We start from the raw sequence: 22685 nt of genomic DNA, 5'->3' as shown, positions 1-22685 counted from the left end.
AGCCGCAACCCCGGAATATTCAGGGCTTGCGGCTTTTTTACGCTGGTCAAATGTTGGGCCGATGGCTATAACTAAGGCCTAGCCAAAGTGGCCCTCCCGCACGCTGGCGTTGTGAGTGTTGCCTATGCCAATGCAAGCCGTTCGCCCTAAAATCCTTGGCTTTATCAGTGAGCAGGCATCGGCTTGGCTGGTTGCATTGGTGGTGTTATCGGCAGGGTGCGCGCTGACCTCGATCATCGCCTGGGCGGCCGCCGACCTCTATCAGCAACAGGTTCGCCAACGTTTCCAGTTGTTGGTCAACGAGCGTTACACCCGCCTTCAAGAACGCTTCGAAGACCAGGAGCAACGCCTGGCCAGCCTGCAGCGGTTTTTCGCCAACTCCGATGAGGTGTCCAGCGCAGAGTTTGACGGTTTCGCCCAACCCCTGTTATTGCACGCCCGCGCCTACGCCTGGGCACCGCGGGTATTTCGCGATCAACGCAGCCGGTTTGAACAAGACATCGCGCGCCAACGCGGCGCACCCTTCGTCATCCGTGAACTGAACGCGTCGGGTGATTTGGCGCCTGCGGCCGAGCGGGATGAGTATGTGCCGGTGTTGTACAGCCAGACCCAAAGCTTGCTGGGCTCGCCATTGGGTTTTGACTTGCTGGCGCAGCCGCTGCGGCGTTCGACCCTCGAGCGTGCGCAACAAAGTGGCAAGCCTGCGGTGTCCCAGCCCATGCAGCTGGTGGGGGTTGAGCCGGCCTATGCCGCCGGCGTATTGCTGGTGGCGCCGGTCAGCAAGCCAACTGATACCGAGCCTTTCGGGTTTGTCATGGCGGTGATCAGCATGCGCCAACTGGTCGCCGACGGTTTGCCCAAGCCGAATCGGGACAACCTGGTGATGCAAATCGACGACACCTCCGGCAGCCAGCCGCACGTGTTGTTCGCGTCCAGCAATGCAGTTGGCATCAGCGACCTGAACGCCGTGCGCCGCCTGACCCTCGGCGATCATGTGTACGCGCTGACATTGCGTACCAGCCACATTTTCGATCAGGCCAATCACTCCTCGGTGAGCATGATTTTGGCCATGGGCGGGCTTCTCAGTCTGCTGCTCAGCGTGTTGCTGTACGTGTTGGTCAGCCAGCGCCAGCGCGCGTTAAAGATGGTCGAGCAACGCACCGTAGAATTGCGCCAGCGCGAGAAGGAGTTGCGCGGGGCGCATGGGCAGTTGCGCAGCATGCTGAACGCCGCCACTCAGGTCGCGATCATCGCCACGGACCTGCGCGGCGTGATCAATACGTTCAATGCCGGTGCCGAGCAGATGCTTGGGTTCAAGTCCGAACAGGTATTGGGGCGCATGACCCTGGAGAGCCTGCACCTGAGCGCTGAACTCGACGCGCACGCGGCCAGTTTGAGAGTGACCATGGGCAAGCGCATCCCACCGAGCCAGGCGATGCTGGTGGAGAGCCCGGACGCCCAGCATGAGGCGCGAGAGTGGACGCTGGTGCGTCAGGATGGCAGTCATTTGACGGTCAACATGCTCGCTACCGTGTTACTCGATGACTTTGGCCTGTGGGTCGGGCACTTGGCGATTTACCTCGACATCACCGAGCAAAAGCGCGCCTACGAGGCGCTCGCAGCACGCGACCGCTTGCTCAAAAAGCTCAGCTCCCACGTACCCGGTGGCATCTTCCAGTTCATCCTGGAGCCCAAGGGCAGCGCGCGTTTTATCTACGCCAGCGATGGCATGCGCGATATTTATGAAATCGATCCAGGGGTGTTGCAGCAGGACGCGAACAGGGTTTTCCAACGCATCCACCCGCTGGACCTGGAACGGGTGCGCGAGTCGATTCGTTTGTCGGCGCTGCAGTTGAGCCATTGGCGTGAAGAGTACCGCGTGCTGTTACCGCAACGCGGCCTGCGCTGGATTCGCGGCGAGGCCACACCGGAAGAATTAGCCGGAGGCGGCACGTTGTGGCACGGTTACGTGTCGGATATTTCCGATCTCAAGCGGGTCGAGGAAGAGCTGCGTGCGCTCTCCATTACCGACTCGCTGACGGGCATCCACAACCGGCGCTACTTCCAGGATCGTCTCAGGGCCGAGATGGTCAGGCTCAACCGATTATCAGGGGCATTGTCATTGATCATGCTCGATATCGATCACTTCAAGCGCATCAACGACCAGTATGGGCACGCGGTGGGGGATGCTGTTTTGCAGGAAGTGTGCAAGCGCATTGGCCAGCGTCTGCGTCGCACCGATGTGTTCTGTCGCTTGGGTGGCGAAGAATTCGTGGTGCTGTGCCCCCAGACCAGTGGCGATCAGGCGCACAACCTGGCGATGGAGTTGTGGCAGTCGCTGCGCAGTGCACCGATGGAGTCCGTTGCGCGCGTGACCGCCAGTTTTGGGGTGGCCAGTTGGCGCGGGGATGAAGGCATCGACGAACTGTTGCTGCGCGCGGACTCGGCGGTGTATGCGGCCAAACAGTCGGGCAGGGACCGGGTTGAGGCGGAGCAATTGCGTGTGTGATGGTCACATTTCAAATGTGGGAGCGGGCTTGCTCGCGATAGCGGTGTGTCAGATAAATATTTTTCAACTGACACAGCGCTATCGCGAGCAAGCCCGCTCCCACAAAGGCAGCTTTTGCTGCTTTATCCAAATAACCTATGCGCACTCGATCTAGAGCACCGGCGCAGCCGCCGTCAGCTTCGGCTGGCGATACAAGTCCAGCAGCACCTGATCCAGCACCGACGAGGCGCCCCAAGGCTTCGAATCGTTGAGGATCGCAACCACTACCCAGCTGTTCCCATTGTTGTCGCGACTAAACCCGGAAATAGCGCGCACTGTGTTCAGGGTGCCCGTTTTAACGTGAGCTTCCCCACGCATGGCGGTAGTTTTCAGACGCTTGCGCATCGTGCCGTCGGTGCCTGCAATCGGCAGCGAGCTGATGTATTCCGCCGCATACGGGCCTCTCCACGCAGCCTGCAGCATCGCGGCCATCTCGCGCGCGCTGACCCGTTCGGCGCGGGACAGGCCAGAGCCGTTCTCCATCACCAGGTGCGGCGCAGTAATGCCCTTTTTCGCCAACCACTGGCGCACCACACGTTGCGCCGCCTTGGCGTCGTCGCCGTCGGCATCGTTGCGAAACTGCGCGCCGAGGCTCAGGAACAACTGCTGGGCCATGGTGTTGTTACTGTATTTATTGATGTCGCGGATGATTTCCGCCAGGTCCGGCGAAAACGCACGGGCCAGCACCTTGGCGTCCTTGGGCACTGGCGCCTGAATGTCACGGCCCTGAATGGTGCCGCCCAATTCTTTCCAGATCGCGCGCACGGCGCCGGCGGTGTAGGTGGCGTGGTCGAGCAGCGACAAGTAGGTCTGCGAACTGCAACCATCGCCCAACTGCCCGCTGACGGTCACGGTAACGCTGCCATCGGCGGCGGTTACCGGGCTGTAGCGCACGTCGCCGGTGCACTGCTTGGCGTTGGACACTTTTACCTGGTTGTCGATGCGAATGCTCGCAATCGGTGGCTCGACCGACACGATCACTCGGCCCGCGTCATTACGGGTGACAAAGCGCAGGGCCTTGAGGTTGACCAACAGGGCATCCGGCTTGACCAGGAACGGTTTGTTCTCATCGTTGCCGTCGTCATTGAATTCGGGCAATTGCGGCGGGTTGAAGAAGCTGCGGTCCAGCACCAGGTCGCCGGTGACTTGCTGCACGCCGTTGGCGCGCAGGTCGCGCATCAACAGCCAGAGTTTTTCCATGTTCAGCTTGGGGTCGCCGCCGCCCTTGAGGTACAGGTTGCCGTGCAACACGCCACCGCTGAGGGTGCCGTCGGTGTAGAACTCGGTTTTCCACTGGTGGTTGGGGCCGAGCATTTCCAGGGCCGCGTAAGTGGTGACCAGTTTCATGGTAGAGGCCGGGTTCACCGAAACATCGGCGTTGAACACGGTCGGCGTGCCGGGGCCGGTGAGGGGCAACATCACCAGCGACAGCGAGGTATTGGGTATTTTGGCCTTCTGCAGGGCCTGCTGAACATTCGGCGGCAGGGTGGTATTGATCGGCGCGGCAGTCACGGAAAAGGCCAGTGGCAGGAGAAAGCTGGCGAGTAGTGCTGAACGAAAAGACTGAGGACGTAAAGAAAGGCAACGCAACGATTTGATCATAAGGAATAAGACCCTGCAGCGGAAAGGGCGAAAAAAGGCGAGGGGTATGTAAGAAAATCCCTCATTGGTCACGAAAGTGTCGGCATTATGCCCCAAGGTGGAGCCAGTTGTAGCTGAACGATAGCTGCAAATCAGCGTTTTTTTTAGCGGCTATTGGCCGCCTGTCTTAGAGAGTCGGGCAATCGTCACCTTAAACTGCTAAAGTGCCGCCCGTTATTACTTATGAGGATTGTTCCAATGGCGACTAACCGTTCCCAGCGTCTGCGCAAAAAACTGTGCGTTGATGAATTTCAAGAGCTGGGTTTCGAACTGAACCTGGACTTCAAAGAAGGCCTGAGTGAAGAAGCTATCGACGCTTTCCTCGAAGCATTCATCAAAGAAGCCATGGAAGCCAACGGTCTGGGCTATGTCGGCGGCGACGACTACGGTCTGGTTTGCCTGCAGAAGCGTGGCTCGGTCTCCGAAGAGCAGCGTGCTGCTGTTGAAGCTTGGCTGAAAACCCGTTCCGAGCTGACCAAGGCTGAAGTCAGCCCGTTGCTGGACGTGTGGTATCCGGAAAAGCCGATCAACGCGGCTAAGTGATACTGAAAAAACGGCGACCCTCGGGTCGCGTTTTTTATGCCTTGCGCCCGTTCAAAATCAGCAGCGTCAACACGCCCGCCACAATCCCCCAAAATGCCGACCCGATAGAAAACAACGTCAAGCCTGACGCAGTGACCATAAAGGTGATCAGCGCCGCTTCGCGTTCCTTCGGCTCATTCATGGCGATGCTCAAGCCATTGATGATCGAGCCAAACAACGCCAGCGCCGCAATCGACAGCACCAGCTCCTTGGGCAAGGCTGCAAACAATGCCGCCAAGGTCGCGCCAAATACCCCGGCAATGCCGTAGAACACCCCGCACCACACGGCAGCGGTGTAGCGCTTGTTGCGGTCTTCATGGGCATGCGGCCCGGTGCAGATGGCTGCACTGATCGCTGCTAAATTGATCCCGTGGGAGCCGAAGGGTGCGAGCACCAACGAGGCCAGACCCGTCACTGTGATCAATGGCGAGGCGGGCACGGTGTAGCCGTCGGCGCGCAACACGGCGACGCCGGGCATGTTCTGCGAGGTCATCGCCACCACGAACAGCGGGATGCCGATGCTGATGGTTGCCGCCAGCGAGAAGTGCGGCGTGGTCCATACCGGCGTTGCCACTTCCAGGTGAAAGTGGCTGAAATCCAGCAGCCCCATCAAGCCCGACAGCACGCTGCCGATCACCAGCGCAGCCAGCACCGCATAACGCGGCGACAGGCGCTTGATGATCAGGTAAGTAAAAAACATCCCCAGCACCAGCCCGGTGCGATGTTGGGCGGCGACGAAAATCTCGCTGCCGATCTTGAACAGAATGCCCGCCAGCAAGGCCGCCGCCAGCGATGCCGGAATGCGCTTGACGAGCTTTTCAAAACTGCCGGTCAGCCCGCAGAGCGTCACCAGCACTGCGCAGGTGATGTAGGCGCCAATCGCCTCGCCGTAACTCACGCCGCCTAGGCTTGTGATCAACAGCGCCGCGCCCGGCGTCGACCACGCAATGGTGATCGGCGTGCGATAGCGCAGCGACAGGCCGATGCTGCACACCGCCATGCCGATGGAGATGGCCCAGATCCACGAGGAAATCTGCGCCGTGGTCAGCCCGGCGGCTTGACCGGCCTGGAACATCAGCACCAGCGAACTGGTGTAACCGGTCATCATCGCAATAAAGCCTGCGACAACGGCCGACGCAGAGGTGTCGGCCAGCGGGCGCAAAGGCGCTTGGGTGGCGTCGGTCATGGGGCGGTGTTCCTTTTACCAGGGTGTTTGCCGGTGAAGGCGCAGATTCAAGCCTAAACTTAAACGCAACGAGCCATTGCAATACAGCCGGGGCCGCAAACAGCCGTACAGTGTGTTGGCGCATTCGGTTGTGTACAATATGCCGTGTTTTTAGGTGATACTTGCCAGCGGCTCGCCGTTGCCGTATTACCGTTAATTCGCCGCCGTTCTCCAAACCCGAGTGCCCATGAACGAACAGTTGCAACCTCTCAAGAAACAACCGCGAGCCGGCAAGGTCGGTCGCACCGGAACCCAGGACGACATCGTCTACGCGCATATCTTCGAGGCAATCCTTGAGCAGCGCCTGGCACCCGGAACCAAATTGAGTGAAGAGGCACTGGGCGAAATCTTTGGCGTCAGCCGCACCATCATTCGCCGAGCGCTGTCGCGCCTGGCCCATGAAGGCGTGGTGTTGCTGCGGCCCAATCGCGGCGCGGTAGTGGCCAGCCCGAGTGTCGAAGAAGCGCGTCAGGTATTCCTGGCCCGGCGTCTGGTCGAGCGGGCGATCACGGAGTTGGCGGTGCAGCACGCCACCGCCGAGCAGTTGGCCGAGTTGCGCCAGATGGTCAACGACGAGCGCGACAGCTTCTCGCGTGGCGATCGCGGTGCCGGTATCCGCCTCTCCGGCGAATTCCATTTGAAGTTGGCAGAAGCGGCAAAAAACGCACCGCTGATCAGCTTCCAGCGCAGCCTGGTGTCGCAAACTTCGTTGATCATCGCCCAGTACGAAAGCGGCAACCGCTCGCACTGTTCCTACGATGAACACACCCAGTTGATCGATGCGATCGAAGCGCGGGATGCGGTGCTGGCGGTGAACCTGATGATGCACCACATGGATCACATCGACAGCAAACTCAACCTCGATGAGGAAAGCGCGTCGGATGATTTGCACGCGGTGTTCTCGCACCTGTTGCAGACCAAAAAGCCAGGGCGCTCCTCAGTAAAACTGTAATTTCCCTGACTCACCAGGGCCAAGAAATGTGGGAGCGGGCTTGCTCGCGAATGCGGTAGATCAGTCAATGCATCTGGTGACTGACACTGCGTATTCGCGAGCAAGCCCGCTCCCACATTTGTTTCTCGGTGTGCTTTAGATCAGCGTTGATGCACGAGATTGCCAGCCGCGTAGGTCTGCAGAATCGCCCGGTCATCCCCCAGCGTCATCAACACAAACAAGGTTTCGGCAATGCTGTTCGCCTGCTTCAAGCGATAGCTGAGCAGCGGCGTCGCGTTGTAGTCCAGCACTAAAAAGTCCGCGTCGGTGCCCGGCTGCAACGTGCCGATCTTGTCTTCCAAACGCAGCGCCCGTGCACCGCCCAGCGTCGCCAGGTACAGCGACTTGAATGGGCTCAACCGTGCGCCCTGCAACTGCATGACCTTGTACGCTTCGTTCAGCGTTTGCAGGAGCGAGAAGCTGGTGCCGCCGCCGACGTCCGTGCCCAGGCCCACGTTCAACTTGTGTTTCTCGGCCATCGGCAGGTTGAACAAACCACTGCCGAGGAACAGGTTCGAGGTCGGGCAGAACGCCACCGCTGAACCGGTTTGCGCCAACCGTGCGCACTCGTCATCACACAGGTGCACGCCGTGGGCGAACACCGAGCGTTCACCGAGCAATTGGTAGTGGTCGTACACATCCAGATAGCCGCTGCGCTCCGGGAACAGCTCCTTCACCCATTCGACTTCCTGGGTGTTCTCACTGATGTGCGTCTGCATATACAAGCCCGGATACTCGCCGAGCAGTTGCCCGGCCAGCGCCAACTGCGCAGGTGTGCTGGTCGGTGCAAAGCGCGGCGTCACCGCATAGTGCAGGCGGCCTTTGCCGTGCCAGCGCTCGATCAGCGCCTTGCTTTGCTGGTAGCCGGTTTCGGCGGTGTCGGTCAAATAGTCCGGCGCGTTGCGGTCCATCATCACCTTGCCGGCGATCATGCGCAGGTCGAGTTTTTGCGCCGCTTCAAAAAACGCCTCCACCGACTGCGGGTGCACACTGCCAAACACCAGCGCGGTGGTGGTGCCGTTGCGCAGCAGTTCCTTGATGAAAATATCGGCGACTTCTTCGGCATGGGCCGTGTCGGCGAACTGGCTTTCACACGGGAACGTGTAGGTGTTGAGCCAGTCCAGCAACTGCTCGCCATAGGCGCCGATCATGCCGGTTTGCGGCAGGTGGATGTGCGTGTCGATCAGGCCGGGGGTGATCAGTGCATCCGGGTAATGCGTCACCGTGACGTCGGCGGGCAGGCTCGCCAGTAAGTCACTGGCGTGGCCCAAGGCGCTGATCTGGCCGTTATCGATCACCAGCAGGCCGTCTTCAAAATACTCATAAGAAGCGTCGACGCCCACCTCGGCAGGGTCGGCGATGCTGTGCAGGATGGCGGCTCGGTAGGCTTTGCGAGTCAAAGGCATGGTTATCTCAATACTTGGCAACAGAAGCTTGGCTGCGGCGTGAAGCCGGCAGCAGTTTGGCAATCGGTTCGGCGCTCGCAGTGTGCTGGCCGAAATTCGCGTTATAGGTGGCGATGATTTCGCCGGCGATAGAGATCGCAATCTCCTCCGGCAATTTGCCCTTGACCTCGCTGAGGCCCATGGGGCAACGCATGCGTTGCATGTGTGCGGTGTCGAAGCCGCGATCACGCAGGCGGTGTTCGAACTTGACCCGTTTGGTCTTCGAGCCGATCAGGCCGAAGTAGGTAAAGTCATTGCGCTTGAGCAGGGCGGCGGTCAGTTCCAGGTCCAGCGCGTGATTGTGGGTCATGACGATGCAGTAACTGCCCACGGGCAAGTCGGCAATTTCGTCGACCGGGTCTTCGCTGACGATTTTACGCACGCCTTGCGGGATATGTTGCGGAAACTCCTGATCACGCGAATCGATCCAGCGTACCCGGCACGGCAGGCTGGCCAGCAGCGGCACCAGCGCGCGGCCGACATGGCCTGCGCCAAACACGGCGATCTGCGCCTGCACCTGGCCCATCGGTTCGAACAGCAGCACGGTCACGCCGCCGCAGCATTGGCCCAGGCTTGCGCCGAGGCTGAAACGTTCGAGATGGGTATTCTGTTGGCCGCGCACGAGCATGTCCCGGGCGATCTGCATCGCCTTGTATTCCAGGTGCCCACCACCGATGGTGTCGAAGGTCTGCGCGGCGCTGATAACGATCTTCGAACCGGCATTGCGCGGCGTCGAGCCGAGCTCCTCGATGATGGTTACCAGTACGCAGGGCTCACCCTGGTTTTGCAGGTCGGCAAGGGCGCTGATCCAGTTGTTCATGTTTACCTCAACATTTCTGTTGTCAGTTCGGCCGTCATCGGGAGCAAGCCCCCTCCCACATTTAGAGCTGCGAGTACATTCCAGTGTGGGAGGGGGCTTGCCCCCGAGGGTGGCGCCTCGATCTAAAGCGACGCCATCTCGGTATCAGCCTCAACCACCTTCGCCACCGTCAATTGGCGCATCTGCTCGCACCCCCACAACACCCGCTCGGGCGTGGCTGGCGCGTCGATATTGGGCTGATGCCGATAGTCGCCCAAGCTCGCCACGGCGTCCTTGATCGCACACCACGAGGCAATGCCGAGCATAAACGGAGGCTCGCCGACCGCCTTGGAATGGAACACCGTGTCTTCCGGGTTCTTGCGGTTTTCCACCAGCTTCACGCGCAAATCCAGCGGCATGTCCGCAACGGCCGGGATCTTGTAGCTGGCCGGCCCGTTGGTCATCAACTTGCCTTTGTTGTTCCACACCAGCTCTTCCATGGTCAGCCAGCCCATGCCCTGAATAAAGCCGCCCTCGACCTGGCCGATGTCGATGGCCGGGTTCAGCGAGGCGCCCACATCGTGGAGGATGTCGGTGCGCAGCATCTTGTACTCGCCCGTCAGGGTGTCGACGATCACCTCGCAACAGGCCGCACCGAACGCAAAATAATAGAACGGCCGACCACGCGCCTGGCTGCGGTCGTAGAAGATCTTCGGGGTTTTGTAGAAGCCGGTACTCGACAGCGACACCTGACCGAAATACGCCTGCTGAATCAGCGCCTCAAACGTCAGGATCTGCTCACGCACGCGCACATGGCCGTTGCGAAATTGCACCTCCGCTTCACTCACGTCGTACTTGCGCGCGGCGAATTCCACCAGGCGTTGCTTGATGGTTTCGGCGGCGTTCTGCGCGGCCTTGCCGTTCAGGTCGGCGCCGCTGGACGCAGCGGTCGGCGAGGTGTTGGGCACTTTGTCGGTGTTGGTCGCAGTGATCTGCACGCGGTCGATGTCAACCTGGAACACTTCGGCCACCACCTGCGCAACCTTGGTGTTCAACCCCTGGCCCATCTCGGTGCCGCCGTGGTTGAGGTGGATGCTGCCGTCGGTGTAGATATGAATCAGCGCACCCGCCTGATTGAGGAAGCTTGCGGTGAACGAAATGCCGAATTTAACCGGGGTCAGCGCCAGGCCTTTTTTCAGGATCGGGCTGTGCGCGTTGTACAAGCGAATCGCCTCACGGCGCTCGGCGTATTGGCTGCTGGCCTCAAGCTCGGCGGTCATTTCTTCGAGCATGTTGTGCTCGACGGTCTGGTAGTAATGGGTGACGTTGCGCTCGGTCTTGCCGTAGTAATTGGCCTTGCGCACGGCCAGCGGGTCCAGGCCCAAGTGGCGGGCGATGGCGTCCATCACTTCTTCAATGGCGACCATGCCCTGCGGGCCGCCGAAGCCGCGGTAAGCGGTGTTGGAGGCGGTGTTGGTCTTGCAGCGATGGCCGTTGACGGTGGCGTCGCCCAGGTAATACGCGTTGTCGGCGTGGAACATTGCGCGGTCGACAATCGAGTTCGACAGGTCCGGCGAGCAGCCGCAGTTACCTGCCAATTCCAGGTTAATACCGTGCAGGCGGCCGCTGTCGTCAAAGCCCACATCGTATTCAATATAGAAGGGGTGGCGCTTGCCGGTCATCAGCATGTCTTCGACACGCTGCAGGCGCATTTTGGTCGGCTGGCCGGTGAGGCGCGCGACCACCGCGCACAGGCACGTGGGGCTGGCCGCCTGGGTTTCTTTGCCGCCGAAACCGCCGCCCATGCGGCGCATGTCGACGACGATTTTGTTCATCGACACGTCGAGCACTTCGGCCACCAGCTTCTGCACTTCGGTGGGGTTTTGCGTGGAGCAGTAGACGATCATGCCGCCGTCTTCGGTGGGCATCACCGACGAAATCTGCGTCTCCAGGTAAAAGTGTTCCTGGCCGCCGATGTGCAACGTGCCCTGCAGGCGGTTCTTCGCCGTGGCCAGCGCGCCCGCCGAATCACCGCGTTGGTGGGTGTGGCTGTCGAGCACGAAATGCTTGTTGCGAAACGCCTCGACCACGTCCAGCACCGGCTCCAGGTCTTCGTATTCGATCACCGCGGCCATCGCGGCTTTGCGTGCGGTTTCGAGGTCGCGGGCGGCAACCGCCAGCACCACTTGGCCGACGAATTGCACCGTGTCGATGGCCAGCAACGGGTCGCCGGGCAACAGCGGGCCGATGTCTTTCAGGCCCGGCACGTCTGCGTGCGTGATAGCAATGCGCACGCCGTCAAACGCATAGCAGGGCGCGGTGTCGATGCTGATGATTCTGGCGTGGGCGCGGTCGGACATACGCGCATACAGGTGCAACTGATTAGGGAATTCCAGGCGGTCATCGATGTACTGCGCTTCGCCGCTGACGTGTTTGGCGGCGCTGTCATGCTTGACGCTGCGGCCGACGCCGGAGGTCAGGTCCTGGGCAAACAGCTCGGCGAGTTCGGCCTGGGTTTTTACCACGACGTGATGGTTAGACATAAGCGGTCACCCGAGTCTCGATGTGCGGCGTTTGCAGTTCGATGAAGTATTTGCGCAGCAGGTTTTGCGCGCTGAGCAGGCGGTATTCCTTGCTCGCGCGAAAGTCTGACAGCGGGGTGAAATCCTCGGCCAGGGCGGCGCAGGCTTTTTCTACGGTGGCGCAATTCCACGTGGCGCCGACCAGCACCGCCTCGCAGTTTTTAGCGCGTTTGGGCGTGGCGGCCATACCGCCGAAGGCAACACGCGCCTCGCGGATCACGCCGTTCTCAAGCTTCAGGTTGAAGGCCGCGCACACCGCAGAAATATCATCGTCCAGGCGCTTGGAAACCTTGTAGGCGCGAAACAAGGTATGGCCCTTGGGCACGATGATCTTCTCGATGAACTCGCTGTCTTGGCGCGCGGTGACCCGGTAGTCGACAAAGTAGTCTTCCAGCGCCAGGCTGCGGCGCGCAGTGCCTTTGCACAGCACGATTTGCGCGCCCAGCGCGATCAGCAACGGCGGCGAATCACCAATCGGCGATGCGTTGCCGATGTTGCCGCCCAAGGTGCCCTGGTTGCGTATTTGCAGCGAGGCGAAGCGCTGCAACAGCTCGCCAAAATCCGCGTATTCGTGGTGCAGCGCGCTGTAGCAATCAGACAGCGCGGTGGCGGCGCCGATTTCCAGACGGTCGTCAAACGACTCGATGCGCTTCATCTCCTCGATGTTGCCGACGTAGATCATCACCGGCAAGCTGCGGTGAAACTGCGTCACTTCGAGTGCCAAATCCGTCCCGCCAGCGAGTAGCCGTGCTTGCGGGTAAGCGTCGTAAAGGTCGGCCAGGTCGGCGACGGTCAACGGCACCAGGCAGCGCTTGTCACCGCTGTTGAGTTCGCCGGTGTGGGTTGGCGCGATGGCTTTGAGGCGAGCAATGGTCTGCGCCTCACGGCTGTCGAACTGGTCGTGGGGCTTGTTGCAGCAGGCCCGTTCGGCGGCCGCCAGAATCGGCCGATAGCCAGTGCAGCGGCACAGGTTGCCGGCCAGCGCTTCATGGGCTTTTTGGCTGTCGGGGGCATCGCTGTTTTTTTGCAGGGCAAACAGCGACATCACAAAACCTGGCGTGCAAAAACCGCATTGCGAGCCGTGGCACTCGACCATGGCTTGCTGAACGCTGTGCAGTTGGCCTTGATGTTTGAGGTCTTCGACGCTGATCAGTTGTTTGCCGTGCAATGACGACACAAACGTCAGGCAGGAGTTGAGGCTGCGATAACGAATCTGCTCGGTGCCTTGCGCGTCGCTGTGCAGCTCGCCGACTACCACGGTGCACGCGCCGCAATCGCCGCTGGCGCAGCCTTCCTTGGTCCCGGGTTTGCCCACGTGTTCGCGCAAATAGTTGAGCACGGTGAGGTTCGGGTCCAGGGCGTGCTCGCTACGGAGTTCCTGGTTAAGTAAAAACTGGATCACGGAAGGCCTCACAGAGTCATTATTGTTGTAAACCGCATTGCGCCGAATCTAGTCATGTCTGACTTTTCGGTCAATGAGTTTCTGACCTAAGGGTCAAGAAATTGCGATCACAACACCTTTAATTAAAGCCCAGTCTTTTGCAGCCAGTGTTTTTGCCGGCTTTCAGGCTTCTTCTGGTGATTGATCTTTGCTTATTTCATGCCAAATTCGCCAAGGTGGGCGTAGCGCCATCAGCGGGCCAATGCGCTACACTGCCGCGCTTGTACTGATAGAAGATTTTGAAGGGAAAACATGACGTTCAAGGCGCCGGACAGTCTCGCCGAGCAAATCGCTCACCACCTCGCCGAACGTATTATTCGCGGCGATCTCAAGCCTGGAGAGCGGATCCAGGAGCAGAAGGTCACGCTGGCGCTGAATGTCAGCCGTGGTTCTGTGCGCGAAGCTTTATTGATCCTTGAACGCCGCCACCTCGTCGCCATCCTGCCGCGCCGTGGCGCCCACGTTACCGAACTCACCGCGCACAAGGTGCAGAGCCTGTGCACGCTGATGGGCGAGCTGTACATCCTGCTGGGCAATGCGGTGGCCGAGGGCTGGCAGGTGCAGGCCGACATGGCGCCGTTCCTGCACATCCAGCAACGCCTGGTGAGCAGTTTCGAGCGTGAGGACATCCGCGCCTTCGTCGAAGAAAGCTTCAACGTGATGCGTGCTGCGTACCCCTTCGCCAATAACCCGTATTTGCAGGAAACCGTCGATAACCTGCAACCGGCGATGAGCCGCGCCTATTACTTGGCGCTGGAACAGCGCAAGGCAGAGATGAGCGAGTACCTGGCGTTGTTCGAGCAATTGCTCGCGGCCGTATTGGCGCGTGACCTGGCGCAGATCCGCCTGGTGCTGTCGGCCTACTGCCACCGCAGCAGCGCGTTGGTCATCGCTGCGTTGGCGGACGCCTAAACGTGCGGCTCAAGTGCATCAAACTGGCGGGGTTCAAATCCTTCGTCGACCCGACCACGGTGAACTTCCCCAGTAACATGGCGGCGGTGGTGGGGCCCAATGGCTGCGGCAAGTCGAACATCATCGACGCCGTACGCTGGGTGATGGGCGAGAGCTCGGCGAAAAACCTGCGTGGCGAGTCGATGACCGACGTCATCTTCAACGGCTCCACCAGTCGCAAACCCGTGAGCCAGGCCAGCATCGAACTGGTGTTTGATAACTCCGACGGCACGCTGGTCGGCGAATACGCGGCGTACGCGGAAATTTCCATCCGCCGCAAGGTCACGCGCGACAGCCAGAACAGCTACTTCCTCAACGGCACCAAGTGCCGCCGCCGCGACATTACCGATATTTTCCTCGGCACGGTCTCGGCCCGCGCAGCTACTCGATCATCGAGCAGGGCATGATCTCCAAGCTGATCGAGGCCAAGCCCGAAGACCTGCGTAACTTTATCGAAGAAGCGGCCGGCATCTCCAAGTACAAGGAGCGCCGCCGCGAAACCGAAAACCGTATCCGCCGCACCCACGAAAACCTCGCCCGCCTGACTGACCTGCGTGAAGAGCTGGAGCGTCAACTTGAGCGCTTGCACCGCCAGGCCCAGGCCGCCGAGAAGTATCAGGAATACAAGGGCGAAGAGCGTCAGCTCAAGGCGCAACTGTCGGCGTTGCGCTGGCAGGCACTGAACGATCAGGTGGGCCAGCGCGAAGCGATTATCGGCACCCAGGAAATCAGCTTTGAAGCGTTGGTAGCCGAACAACGCAATGCCGACGCGAGTATCGAGCGCCTGCGCGACGGGCACCATGACCTGTCCGAGCGCTTCAATCTGGTGCAGGGGCGCTTCTATTCGGTGGGCGGCGATATTGCCCGCGTCGAGCAAAGCATCCAGCACGGCCAGCAGCGGCTGCGCCAATTGCAGGATGATTTGAAGGAAGCCGAGCGCGCGCGCCTCGAAACCGAATCGCACCTGGGCCATGACCGTACTTTGTTGCTGACCCTCGGCGAAGAGCTGGACATGCTCACCCCCGAGCAGGAAATCACCAGCGCCGCAGCCGAAGAAGCCGCCGCTGCGCTGGAAGAGTCCGAAACCACCCTGCACGGTTGGCAGGAGCGCTGGGACACCTTCAACCTGCACTCCGCCGAACCGCGGCGTCAGGCCGAGGTGCAGCAGTCGCGCATCCAACAGTTGGAAACCAGCATGGAGCGCTTGGCCGAACGCCAGCGTCGTTTGCAGGAGGAGCGCGTATTGCTCGCCGCCGACCCGGAAGACGCGGCGATCATGGCGCTGAGCGAGCAACTGGCCGAAAGCGAGATGACGCTGGAGGAGTTGGAAGCCAGCGAAGAACAGCAAGTGGAGCGCCTGGAGCAATTGCGTCAGCAACTGCACCACGCGACCCAGGCCCAGCAGCAAGCGCAAGGCGATTTGCAGCGGCTGAACGGTCGCTTGGCCTCACTTGAAGCGTTGCAGCAAGCCGCGCTCGACCCCGGCACCGGCACCGCCGAATGGCTGCGCGACCAGCACTTGGCCGAGCGCCCACGCCTGGCTGAAGGCTTGACAGTAGAAGCGGGTTGGGAGCTGGCGGTAGAAACCGTGCTCGGCGCCGACCTGCAGGCCGTGCTGGTGGACGATTTTGGCGACTTTGACCTGGCCGGGTTTGCCCAAGGCGATTTGCGCTTGCTCAGCCCGGCCGCCGATGGCACCCGCGTGCCGGGCAGTTTGCTGGACAAGGTCGAGGCGGCGATTGACCTGTCGCCGTGGCTGGGCCACGTTCGGCCGGTTGAAACACTTGAGCAGGCCCTGGCCCAGCGCAGTCAACTGGCCGCCGGCGAAAGCCTGATCAGCCGCGACGGCTACTGGGTCGGCCGGCACTTTTTGCGCGTGCGCCGTGCCAGCGATGCGCAAAGCGGCGTATTGGCGCGCGGGCAAGAAATCGTCAGCCTGAGCGCCGAACGCGAAGAGCGTGAAGCCACCCTCGAAAGCCTTGAAACCGAACTGCAAACCCTGCGCGCCACGCAGCGCCAGCAAGAGACCGGCCGTGAACACCTGCGCCGCCTGTTGCAGGACGAAGCACGCCAGCAAGGCGAGCTGAAAGCACAATTGTCGGCGAGCAAGGCCAAGGTCGAGCAACTGACCCTGCGCCGCACTCGCCTCGACGAAGAGGTCGTGGAAATGGGCGAGCAGCGCGCCCTCGAACACGAGCAAATCGGTGAAGCGCGCCTGCAGTTGCAAGACGCCCTCGACAGCATGGCCCTCGACACCGAGCAGCGTGAGCTGCTGTTGGCCGAGCGCGACAGCCTGCGCGAACGCCTCGACCGCGTGCGCCAGGAAGCCCGCCAGCACAAGGACCACGCGCACCAATTGGCGGTGCGCCTCGGCTCGTTGCGCGCTCAACACACGTCCACCGCCCAGGCGCTTGAGCGCCTGGAAATGCAGTCCGAACGCCTCACCGAAAAGCGCGAGCAACTGAGCCTCAACCTGGAGGAGGGCGAAGCGCCGCTTGAAGAGCTGCGGCTCAAGCTTGAAGAGTTGCTCGACAAGCGCATGACGGTCGACGAAGAACTCAAGACCGCGCAGATCGCCCTGGAAGATGCCGACCGCGAACTGCGTGACGCCGAAAAGCGCCGCACCCAGGCCGAGCAACAATCGCAACTGATTCGCGGCCAACTCGAACAACAGCGCATGGAATGGCAAGCCTTGACCGTGCGCCGCAAAACCCTGCAAGACCAATTGCTGGAAGACGGCTACGACCTGCACGGCGTACTTAATACGCTGACCGCCCACGCCAACGAAAAAGACGCCGAAGAAGAACTAGAGCGCATTGCGGCGCGTATTCAGCGGCTGGGCGCGATCAACCTTGCGGCCATTGATGAGTACCAGCAGCAGTCCGAGCGTAAACGCTATCTGGATGCGCAGAACGCCGACTTGGTCGAAGCGCTGGACACCCTGGAAAACGTGATTCGCAAGATCGACAAGGAAACGCGTAATCGTTTCAAAGATACCTTTGATCAGATTAATGGCGGTTTACAGGCGTTATTCCCGAAAGTTTTCGGCGGTGGCAGCGCTTACTTGGAACTGACGGGCGAAGATCTACTCGATACAGGGGTGACGATCATGGCGCGGCCGCCGGGCAAGAAGAACAGCACCATCCATTTGTTGTCCGGTGGTGAAAAAGCCCTGACCGCATTGGCGCTGGTATTTGCCATCTTCAAGCTGAACCCGGCGCCGTTTTGCATGCTCGACGAAGTTGATGCGCCGCTGGATGACGCTAACGTCGGGCGCTATGCACGGTTGGTCAAAGAGATGTCGCAGACCGTGCAGTTCATCTACATCACGCACAACAAGATCGCCATGGAAATGGCGGACCAGTTGATGGGCGTCACGATGCACGAGCCGGGTTGTTCGCGGTTGGTGGCGGTGGATGTGGAAGAGGCGATGGCGATGGTTGACGCCTAGCGGCGTAGCGGCAAGTTGTGAGCGCAAAGCTGCAAGTGAGTTGGCGTGAGCTTGAGGCTGGTAGCTTATGGCTCGTAGCTCACACTTGGCGCCTGCTGTAGGAGATTGCCTATGTTGTCGAAAAGATGGCAAATCGACACATTTTGCGCCAACTGTGTAAAGTTATCGAAGGTCGTGCTAGTTTAATGTCAAATTTTCGTGTGCGTGGGCAAAACGTCAGTCAGAACATAGAGTTGGCGCCACGTTTTAAAGCGGTTTGCACGGTGCTAAACCCCTTATTTTTCAGCATTTTTTATTAGAGGCACGGGATTACATGGAAATCGGTCTGCGCGAGTGGCTGATCGTCATCGGCATTATTGTCATTGCCGGTATTCTTTTTGATGGCTGGCGCCGCATGCGCGGTGGCAAGGGCAAGCTTAAATTCCGTTTGGACCGCAACCTGTCCAACTTGCCCGACGACGACGGCAGTGCCGAGTTGCTGGGGCCACCGCGTGTGCTGGACACCCATAAAGAGCCGCAGTTGGACGAGCATGACTTGCCGTCGATGAGCGCGCCTATGCGTGAAGCGCGTGAACCCACCGCCAAGCGTGGCAAACGCGGGAGCGCGGCGGTGGCTGAGCCGCATCAGGGTGACTTGAACCTCGACGCCGATGACGGCCCGAGCTTCAGCAGCCGCGACGACGATTTCCCTGACGAGGCGCCGGCCAAAAGCGCGCCACGCCAATCGGTGAACGACCAGCCGGCCGCCGAAGAAGTGTTGGTGATCAGCGTGATCTGCCGCGACACCGCCGGCTTCAAAGGCCCGGCGTTGTTGCAGAACATTCTGGAAAGCGGCCTGCGTTTCGGCGAAATGGATATTTTCCACCGTCACGAAAGCATGGCCGGTAACGGCGAAGTGCTGTTCTCGATGGCCAATGCGGTCAAGCCGGGCACCTTCGACCTGGACGATATTGACCTGTTCAGCACCCCGGCGGTGAGCTTCTTCCTCGGCCTGCCAGGCCCGCGTCACCCCAAGCAAGCGTTCGACGTGATGGTGGCCGCAGCCCGCAAGCTGTCGCAGGAACTCAACGGCGAGCTTAAGGATGACCAACGCAGCGTGCTCACCGCCCAGACCATCGAACACTACCGTCAGCGCATCGTTGAGTTTGAGCGTCGCGCTCTGACACAAAAACGCTGAGGATTGCTTCACAGCGTTGTCGATAGAATAAGCGCACTACCATTGAGCAGCTTCGGCTGCTCTTTTGCTTTCTGAGAGAACACCCATGACCGCCGCCCACACCCGCATCCTTGAATTGCGCGCTGAACTGGATCAGCACAATTACCGCTACCACGTCCTCGACGAGCCGAGCATTCCAGACGCCGAGTATGATCGGTTGTTCCACGAGCTCAAGGCGCTGGAAGCGGCGCACCCGGAGCTGGTCACGCGTGATTCTCCGACACAGCGGGTCGGCAGCGCGGCGCTCTCGGCGTTTACTCAGGTGAAGCATGAGACGCCGATGCTCAGCCTCGGCAACGCCTTTGATGAAACCACGATGCTGGAGTTTGATCGCCGGGTTACCGAAGGTCTCGACCTGCCGGTGGGCGATCTGTTTGGCGCTGGCGCGGCGGTCGAATACAGCTGCGAGCCGAAGCTGGACGGCCTGGCGGTCAGCTTGCTGTATCAGGACGGCGAACTGGTGCGCGGTGCCACGCGCGGTGATGGCACCACCGGCGAAGACATCAGCGTCAACGTGCGCACCGTGCGCAACATCCCGTTGAAGCTGCACGGCAGCGGCTGGCCGGCGACCCTGGAAGTGCGCGGCGAAGTGTTCATGTCCAAAACCGGTTTCGAGCGGCTGAACGCCTCGCAACTGGAAGTGGGCGGCAAGACCTTTGCCAACCCGCGCAATGCCGCCGCCGGCAGCCTGCGCCAGTTGGACTCGAAGATCACCGCCAGCCGCCCGCTGGAGTTCTGCTGCTACGGCGTGACCACCGACATCAGCGACACGCATATTGGCAACCTGCACCAATTGCAGAAGTGGGGCATGCCGATCAGCCATGAACTGAAGCTGGCCAAGGGTATTCAGGATTGCCTGGACTACTACCGCGACATCGGCGAGCGGCGTAACAGCCTGCCGTATGAAATCGACGGCGTGGTGTTCAAGGTCAACAGCATCGCCTCCCAGCGTGAACTGGGCTTTCGCGCACGTGAGCCGCGCTGGGCCATTGCGCATAAATTCCCTGCGATGGAAGAACTGACCGAGCTGCTTGACGTGGAATTCCAGGTTGGCCGTACGGGTGCGGTGACCCCGGTGGCACGCTTGAAGCCGGTCAAGGTGGCCGGTGTGACTGTCTCCAACGCGACCTTGCATAACATGGATGAGGTCGCACGTCTGGGCGTGATGATCGGCGACACCGTGATCATCCGCCGCGCCGGTGATGTGATCCCGCAGGTGGTTTCGGTGGTGCTTGAACGCCGCCCCGAAACGGCCCGCGCCGTGCCGATCCCCGAGCGCTGCCCGGTGTGCGGCTCCCACGTGGAGCGCACGCAACTGGTCAAGCGCAGCAAGGGCAAGGAAACCGTCAGCGAAGGCGCGGTGTACCGCTGCGTTGGCCGCCTGGCCTGTGGCGCGCAGCTCAAGCAGGCGATTATCCACTTCGTCTCGCGCCGCGCCATGGACATCGACGGCCTGGGCGATAAAACCATCGAGCAGTTGGTGGACGAAAAGCTCATCGGTTCGCCGGCCGACCTCTATAAACTCAAGTATGAGCAGATTATCGACCTGGAAGGCTTTGCCGATATTTCCAGCAAGAAGCTGATCACGGCCATCGACAACAGCAAGACGCCGACCCTGGCGCGGTTTATCTACGCCTTGGGCATTCCCGACGTGGGCGAGGAAACAGCCAAGGTGCTGGCGCGCTCGCTGGCGTCGCTGGCGCGCGTGCAGCAGGCCTTGCCCGAAGTGCTGACCTACCTGCCGGACGTGGGCCTGGAAGTGGCGCACGAGATTCACAGCTTTTTTGAAGACAGCCATAACCAGCAAGTGATCGGCGCATTGCTGTCGCCGGATGAATGCGCCTTGCAATTGCAGGAGCAGGGCGACCTGAGCGCCGAGTTCGCCGCCAGCACCACCTTGGGCGGTTTGCTCGACAAGCTGCACGTGCCAAGCGTCGGCCCCGGCGCCGCGCAAAAACTCGCGGATAAATTCACCACCCTTGAAGGCGTGATCAAGGCGGACTGGCTCGACATGCGCCAGGCGCTGCCCGAGAAGCAGGCCAAGGCGGTGCGCGACTTTTTTGATAACGCAGACAATGCCCATCGCGCCCTCGCCATTGAGCAGCAGCTCAAGGACTTTGGCATGCACTGGCAGAGCGAAAAAAAGGTCGTCGAAGGCTTGCCGGAAGCCGGGCACACTTGGGTGCTGACCGGCTCGCTGGAGCTGATGAGCCGCGATGTGGCCAAGGACAAGCTCGAAAGCCTCGGCGCCAAAGTGGCGGGTTCGGTGTCGGCGAAAACGCATTGCGTGGTGGCGGGGCCGGGCGCCGGTTCGAAACTGGCCAAGGCCAGCGAGCTGGGGCTCAAGGTGCTGGATGAGGAGGCGTTTGTGGCGTTCCTGGCCACACACAACATCAGCGTCTGATCGTTTGCCGGGGCGACGCAGCATGCTCCCGTTGGGCTGCAAGGCAGCCCCTTGAATAAAGTGGAACGATTTTAAGGGCTGAATGATCTAGTCTTGGTCACCCAGGGAGAGATCGCCATGTTCCGCTATTTCGAGCAACTCAGTTCACGCATCGCCGCGCCGTTCATGGTCGAATCCTCGCGCAACAGCAAGGTCTGGCAATGCCGTTGCGGGCAAGCACTGTTCTTTCGCAACAGCCAGTGCCTGGCGTGCCAGGCACTGCTGGGTTACCAGCCGCAACAGAGTCGGTTAGCGTCGCTGCAACCTGGCCCCGTCGCGGGCACCTGGCTACAAGACGACAACCTCGATGCCGGCGCCTTTCGCCGCTGCGCCAACCTTGACACCCCGGCTGCGTGTAACTGGCTGATCCCGGCCCACAGCACTGCGACACTGTGCGTGGCGTGCAGCCTGAATCGTACGATCCCCGACCTCTCGATTCTGGAAAACGCCGAGCGCTGGCGCAAAGTCGAAACGGCCAAGCGCCGGCTGGTCGCGCAACTGATCGGCCTGGGCCTGCAAGTGCTGCCCAAAAGCGTCGACGAGGCCACCGGCCTGGCCTTCGACTTTGTCGGCGTTGACCTGCAAGGCAACGCGCCGACCACCGGCCACGCCAACGGCTTGATCACCCTCGACATCAAAGAGGCCGACGACGCCCACCGCGAGAAGATCCGCGTGCAGATGCGCGAACCCTACCGCACCTTGCTCGGCCACTTTCGCCATGAGGTCGGCCATTACTACTGGGACCGGCTGATCGCCAACAGCCATTGGCTCGAACCGTTTCGTAACCTGTTCGGCGACGAACGCGCCAGTTATGCCGACGCTCTGGACCAGCATTACCAGGAAGGCCCGCGCCCCGACTGGCAGCAAACCTGTGTCAGCGCCTACGCGACCATGCACCCTTGGGAAGATTGGGCCGAAACCTGGGCCCACTACCTGCACATGATGGATGCCGTCGACACCGCGCTGGGCTTTGGCATGAGCGCCCGCGAGATGGACCTGGATTACCTGCCGTTCCCGCTGTCCAGCCTGTATGACCCCGAACACCCGGGCGGTGCGGCGTTTTTGTCGTTCGTCAACGCGTGGATCGAACTGGCGGGCATGCTCAACGAACTGTCACGCAGCATGGGCCAGCCAGATTTCTACCCGTTCGTGCTGCCGCCGGCGGTCATCGCCAAACTGCACTTTATTCACCTGGTGATCCAGGAAGAGGGCGGCAGGGCCGATAAAGCCGTTCTGCTGTAGTCGCAAGCACGCCCCGGCCTGCCGGGATCTGCACGAGACCAGTAGGCAAGTGCTTGAACCATCGAATATTTTTAATCTGGCACCAACGGTTGTAACTTCCGATCAGATCGGTACAATGGCCCCGCTTG

At 60.8% G+C, this 22685-nt stretch carries 13 protein-coding genes and 1 pseudogene; 8 read left to right on the top strand and 6 right to left on the bottom strand.

Going from position 1 to position 22685, the window contains the following annotated elements:
* The first annotated feature begins 124 nt into the window (after positions 1–124).
* Positions 125–2509, top strand: a complete 2385-nt coding sequence (locus tag F0169_RS03895) for a sensor domain-containing diguanylate cyclase (RefSeq protein WP_152745656.1) — start codon at positions 125–127, stop codon at positions 2507–2509.
* A gap of 150 nt (positions 2510–2659) precedes the next feature.
* Here the strand turns inward: F0169_RS03895 and dacB are convergent, their stop codons facing one another.
* Positions 2660–4150, bottom strand: a complete 1491-nt coding sequence (dacB, locus tag F0169_RS03890) for a D-alanyl-D-alanine carboxypeptidase/D-alanyl-D-alanine endopeptidase (protein WP_152745654.1) — start codon at positions 4148–4150, stop codon at positions 2660–2662.
* Between the two features lie 237 nt (positions 4151–4387).
* Here dacB and F0169_RS03885 point away from each other — a divergent pair, with 237 nt between their 5' ends.
* Complete coding sequence (locus F0169_RS03885; protein WP_010208515.1) at positions 4388–4732, top strand: YggL family protein; 345 nt, start codon at positions 4388–4390, stop codon at positions 4730–4732.
* Between the two features lie 34 nt (positions 4733–4766).
* On the opposite strand, the gene F0169_RS03880 is transcribed toward F0169_RS03885, so the two are convergent.
* A complete protein-coding gene (locus F0169_RS03880; protein ID WP_152745652.1) occupies positions 4767–5957 on the bottom strand; it encodes a benzoate/H(+) symporter BenE family transporter in 1191 nt (396 codons plus the stop codon).
* Positions 5958–6183: 226 nt separating this feature from the next.
* Between F0169_RS03880 and F0169_RS03875 the strand changes: the two genes are divergently transcribed.
* Positions 6184–6948, top strand: a complete 765-nt coding sequence (locus F0169_RS03875) for a GntR family transcriptional regulator (RefSeq protein WP_058412252.1) — start codon at positions 6184–6186, stop codon at positions 6946–6948.
* A 140-nt stretch (positions 6949–7088) separates the two neighbouring features.
* On the opposite strand, the gene guaD is transcribed toward F0169_RS03875, so the two are convergent.
* The 4 genes from guaD to xdhA form a co-directional block, all read right to left on the bottom strand.
* Positions 7089–8393, bottom strand: a complete 1305-nt coding sequence (gene guaD / locus F0169_RS03870; protein WP_152745650.1) for a guanine deaminase — start codon at positions 8391–8393, stop codon at positions 7089–7091.
* A gap of 7 nt (positions 8394–8400) precedes the next feature.
* Positions 8401–9252: a xanthine dehydrogenase accessory protein XdhC gene (gene xdhC / locus F0169_RS03865; protein WP_152745648.1), complete on the bottom strand. Its 852-nt coding sequence runs from the start codon at positions 9250–9252 to the stop codon at positions 8401–8403.
* A gap of 122 nt (positions 9253–9374) precedes the next feature.
* On the bottom strand, positions 9375–11774 hold the full coding sequence (gene xdhB / locus F0169_RS03860; RefSeq protein WP_152745646.1) for a xanthine dehydrogenase molybdopterin binding subunit: 2400 nt from the start codon (positions 11772–11774) through the stop codon (positions 9375–9377).
* A complete protein-coding gene (xdhA, locus tag F0169_RS03855; protein ID WP_172979320.1) occupies positions 11767–13215 on the bottom strand; it encodes a xanthine dehydrogenase small subunit in 1449 nt (482 codons plus the stop codon). Before xdhA ends, xdhB begins: the two co-directional genes overlap by 8 nt.
* A gap of 291 nt (positions 13216–13506) precedes the next feature.
* On the opposite strand from xdhA, the gene F0169_RS03850 reads away from it, so the two are divergent.
* The 5 genes and pseudogenes from F0169_RS03850 (at position 13507) to F0169_RS03830 (ending at position 22557) form a co-directional block, all read left to right on the top strand.
* Positions 13507–14166, top strand: a complete 660-nt coding sequence (locus F0169_RS03850; RefSeq protein ID WP_152745644.1) for a GntR family transcriptional regulator — start codon at positions 13507–13509, stop codon at positions 14164–14166.
* Between the two features lie 2 nt (positions 14167–14168).
* Positions 14169–17656 (top strand): annotated as a pseudogene (gene smc, locus F0169_RS03845) (chromosome segregation protein SMC).
* 313 nt (positions 17657–17969) lie between these two features.
* Positions 17970–18833 carry a cell division protein ZipA gene (zipA, locus tag F0169_RS03840; protein WP_152745642.1) on the top strand — a complete coding sequence of 288 codons (864 nt, stop codon included), beginning with the start codon at positions 17970–17972 and terminating at the stop codon, positions 18831–18833.
* A gap of 85 nt (positions 18834–18918) precedes the next feature.
* Positions 18919–21276, top strand: coding sequence for an NAD-dependent DNA ligase LigA (ligA, locus tag F0169_RS03835; RefSeq protein ID WP_152745640.1), 2358 nt, complete (start codon positions 18919–18921; stop codon positions 21274–21276).
* Positions 21277–21393: 117 nt separating this feature from the next.
* Positions 21394–22557 (top strand): zinc-binding metallopeptidase family protein, encoded by a 1164-nt coding sequence (locus F0169_RS03830; protein ID WP_152745638.1) that lies wholly within the window; start codon positions 21394–21396, stop codon positions 22555–22557.
* Positions 22558–22685: the final 128 nt, after the last annotated feature.

This window comes from Pseudomonas kitaguniensis (assembly GCF_009296165.1).
Taxonomy (GTDB): Bacteria; Pseudomonadota; Gammaproteobacteria; order Pseudomonadales; family Pseudomonadaceae; genus Aquipseudomonas; species Aquipseudomonas kitaguniensis.
Note: the sequence above shows the minus strand (reverse complement) of the source record. Positions and strands in the feature narration are given on the sequence as shown.

What these genes read in the sequence shown, in the direction of transcription:
- F0169_RS03895 (WP_152745656.1), top strand. Translation starts at nt 125, where the DNA reads ATGCCAATGCAAGCCGTTCGCCCTAAAATCCTTGGCTTTATCAGTGAG.
- dacB (WP_152745654.1), bottom strand. Translation starts at nt 4,150, where the DNA reads ATGATCAAATCGTTGCGTTGCCTTTCTTTACGTCCTCAGTCTTTTCGT.
- F0169_RS03885 (WP_010208515.1), top strand. Translation starts at nt 4,388, where the DNA reads ATGGCGACTAACCGTTCCCAGCGTCTGCGCAAAAAACTGTGCGTTGAT.
- F0169_RS03880 (WP_152745652.1), bottom strand. Translation starts at nt 5,957, where the DNA reads ATGACCGACGCCACCCAAGCGCCTTTGCGCCCGCTGGCCGACACCTCT.
- F0169_RS03875 (WP_058412252.1), top strand. Translation starts at nt 6,184, where the DNA reads ATGAACGAACAGTTGCAACCTCTCAAGAAACAACCGCGAGCCGGCAAG.
- guaD (WP_152745650.1), bottom strand. Translation starts at nt 8,393, where the DNA reads ATGCCTTTGACTCGCAAAGCCTACCGAGCCGCCATCCTGCACAGCATC.
- xdhC (WP_152745648.1), bottom strand. Translation starts at nt 9,252, where the DNA reads ATGAACAACTGGATCAGCGCCCTTGCCGACCTGCAAAACCAGGGTGAG.
- xdhB (WP_152745646.1), bottom strand. Translation starts at nt 11,774, where the DNA reads ATGTCTAACCATCACGTCGTGGTAAAAACCCAGGCCGAACTCGCCGAG.
- F0169_RS03850 (WP_152745644.1), top strand. Translation starts at nt 13,507, where the DNA reads ATGACGTTCAAGGCGCCGGACAGTCTCGCCGAGCAAATCGCTCACCAC.
- zipA (WP_152745642.1), top strand. Translation starts at nt 17,970, where the DNA reads ATGGAAATCGGTCTGCGCGAGTGGCTGATCGTCATCGGCATTATTGTC.
- ligA (WP_152745640.1), top strand. Translation starts at nt 18,919, where the DNA reads ATGACCGCCGCCCACACCCGCATCCTTGAATTGCGCGCTGAACTGGAT.
- F0169_RS03830 (WP_152745638.1), top strand. Translation starts at nt 21,394, where the DNA reads ATGTTCCGCTATTTCGAGCAACTCAGTTCACGCATCGCCGCGCCGTTC.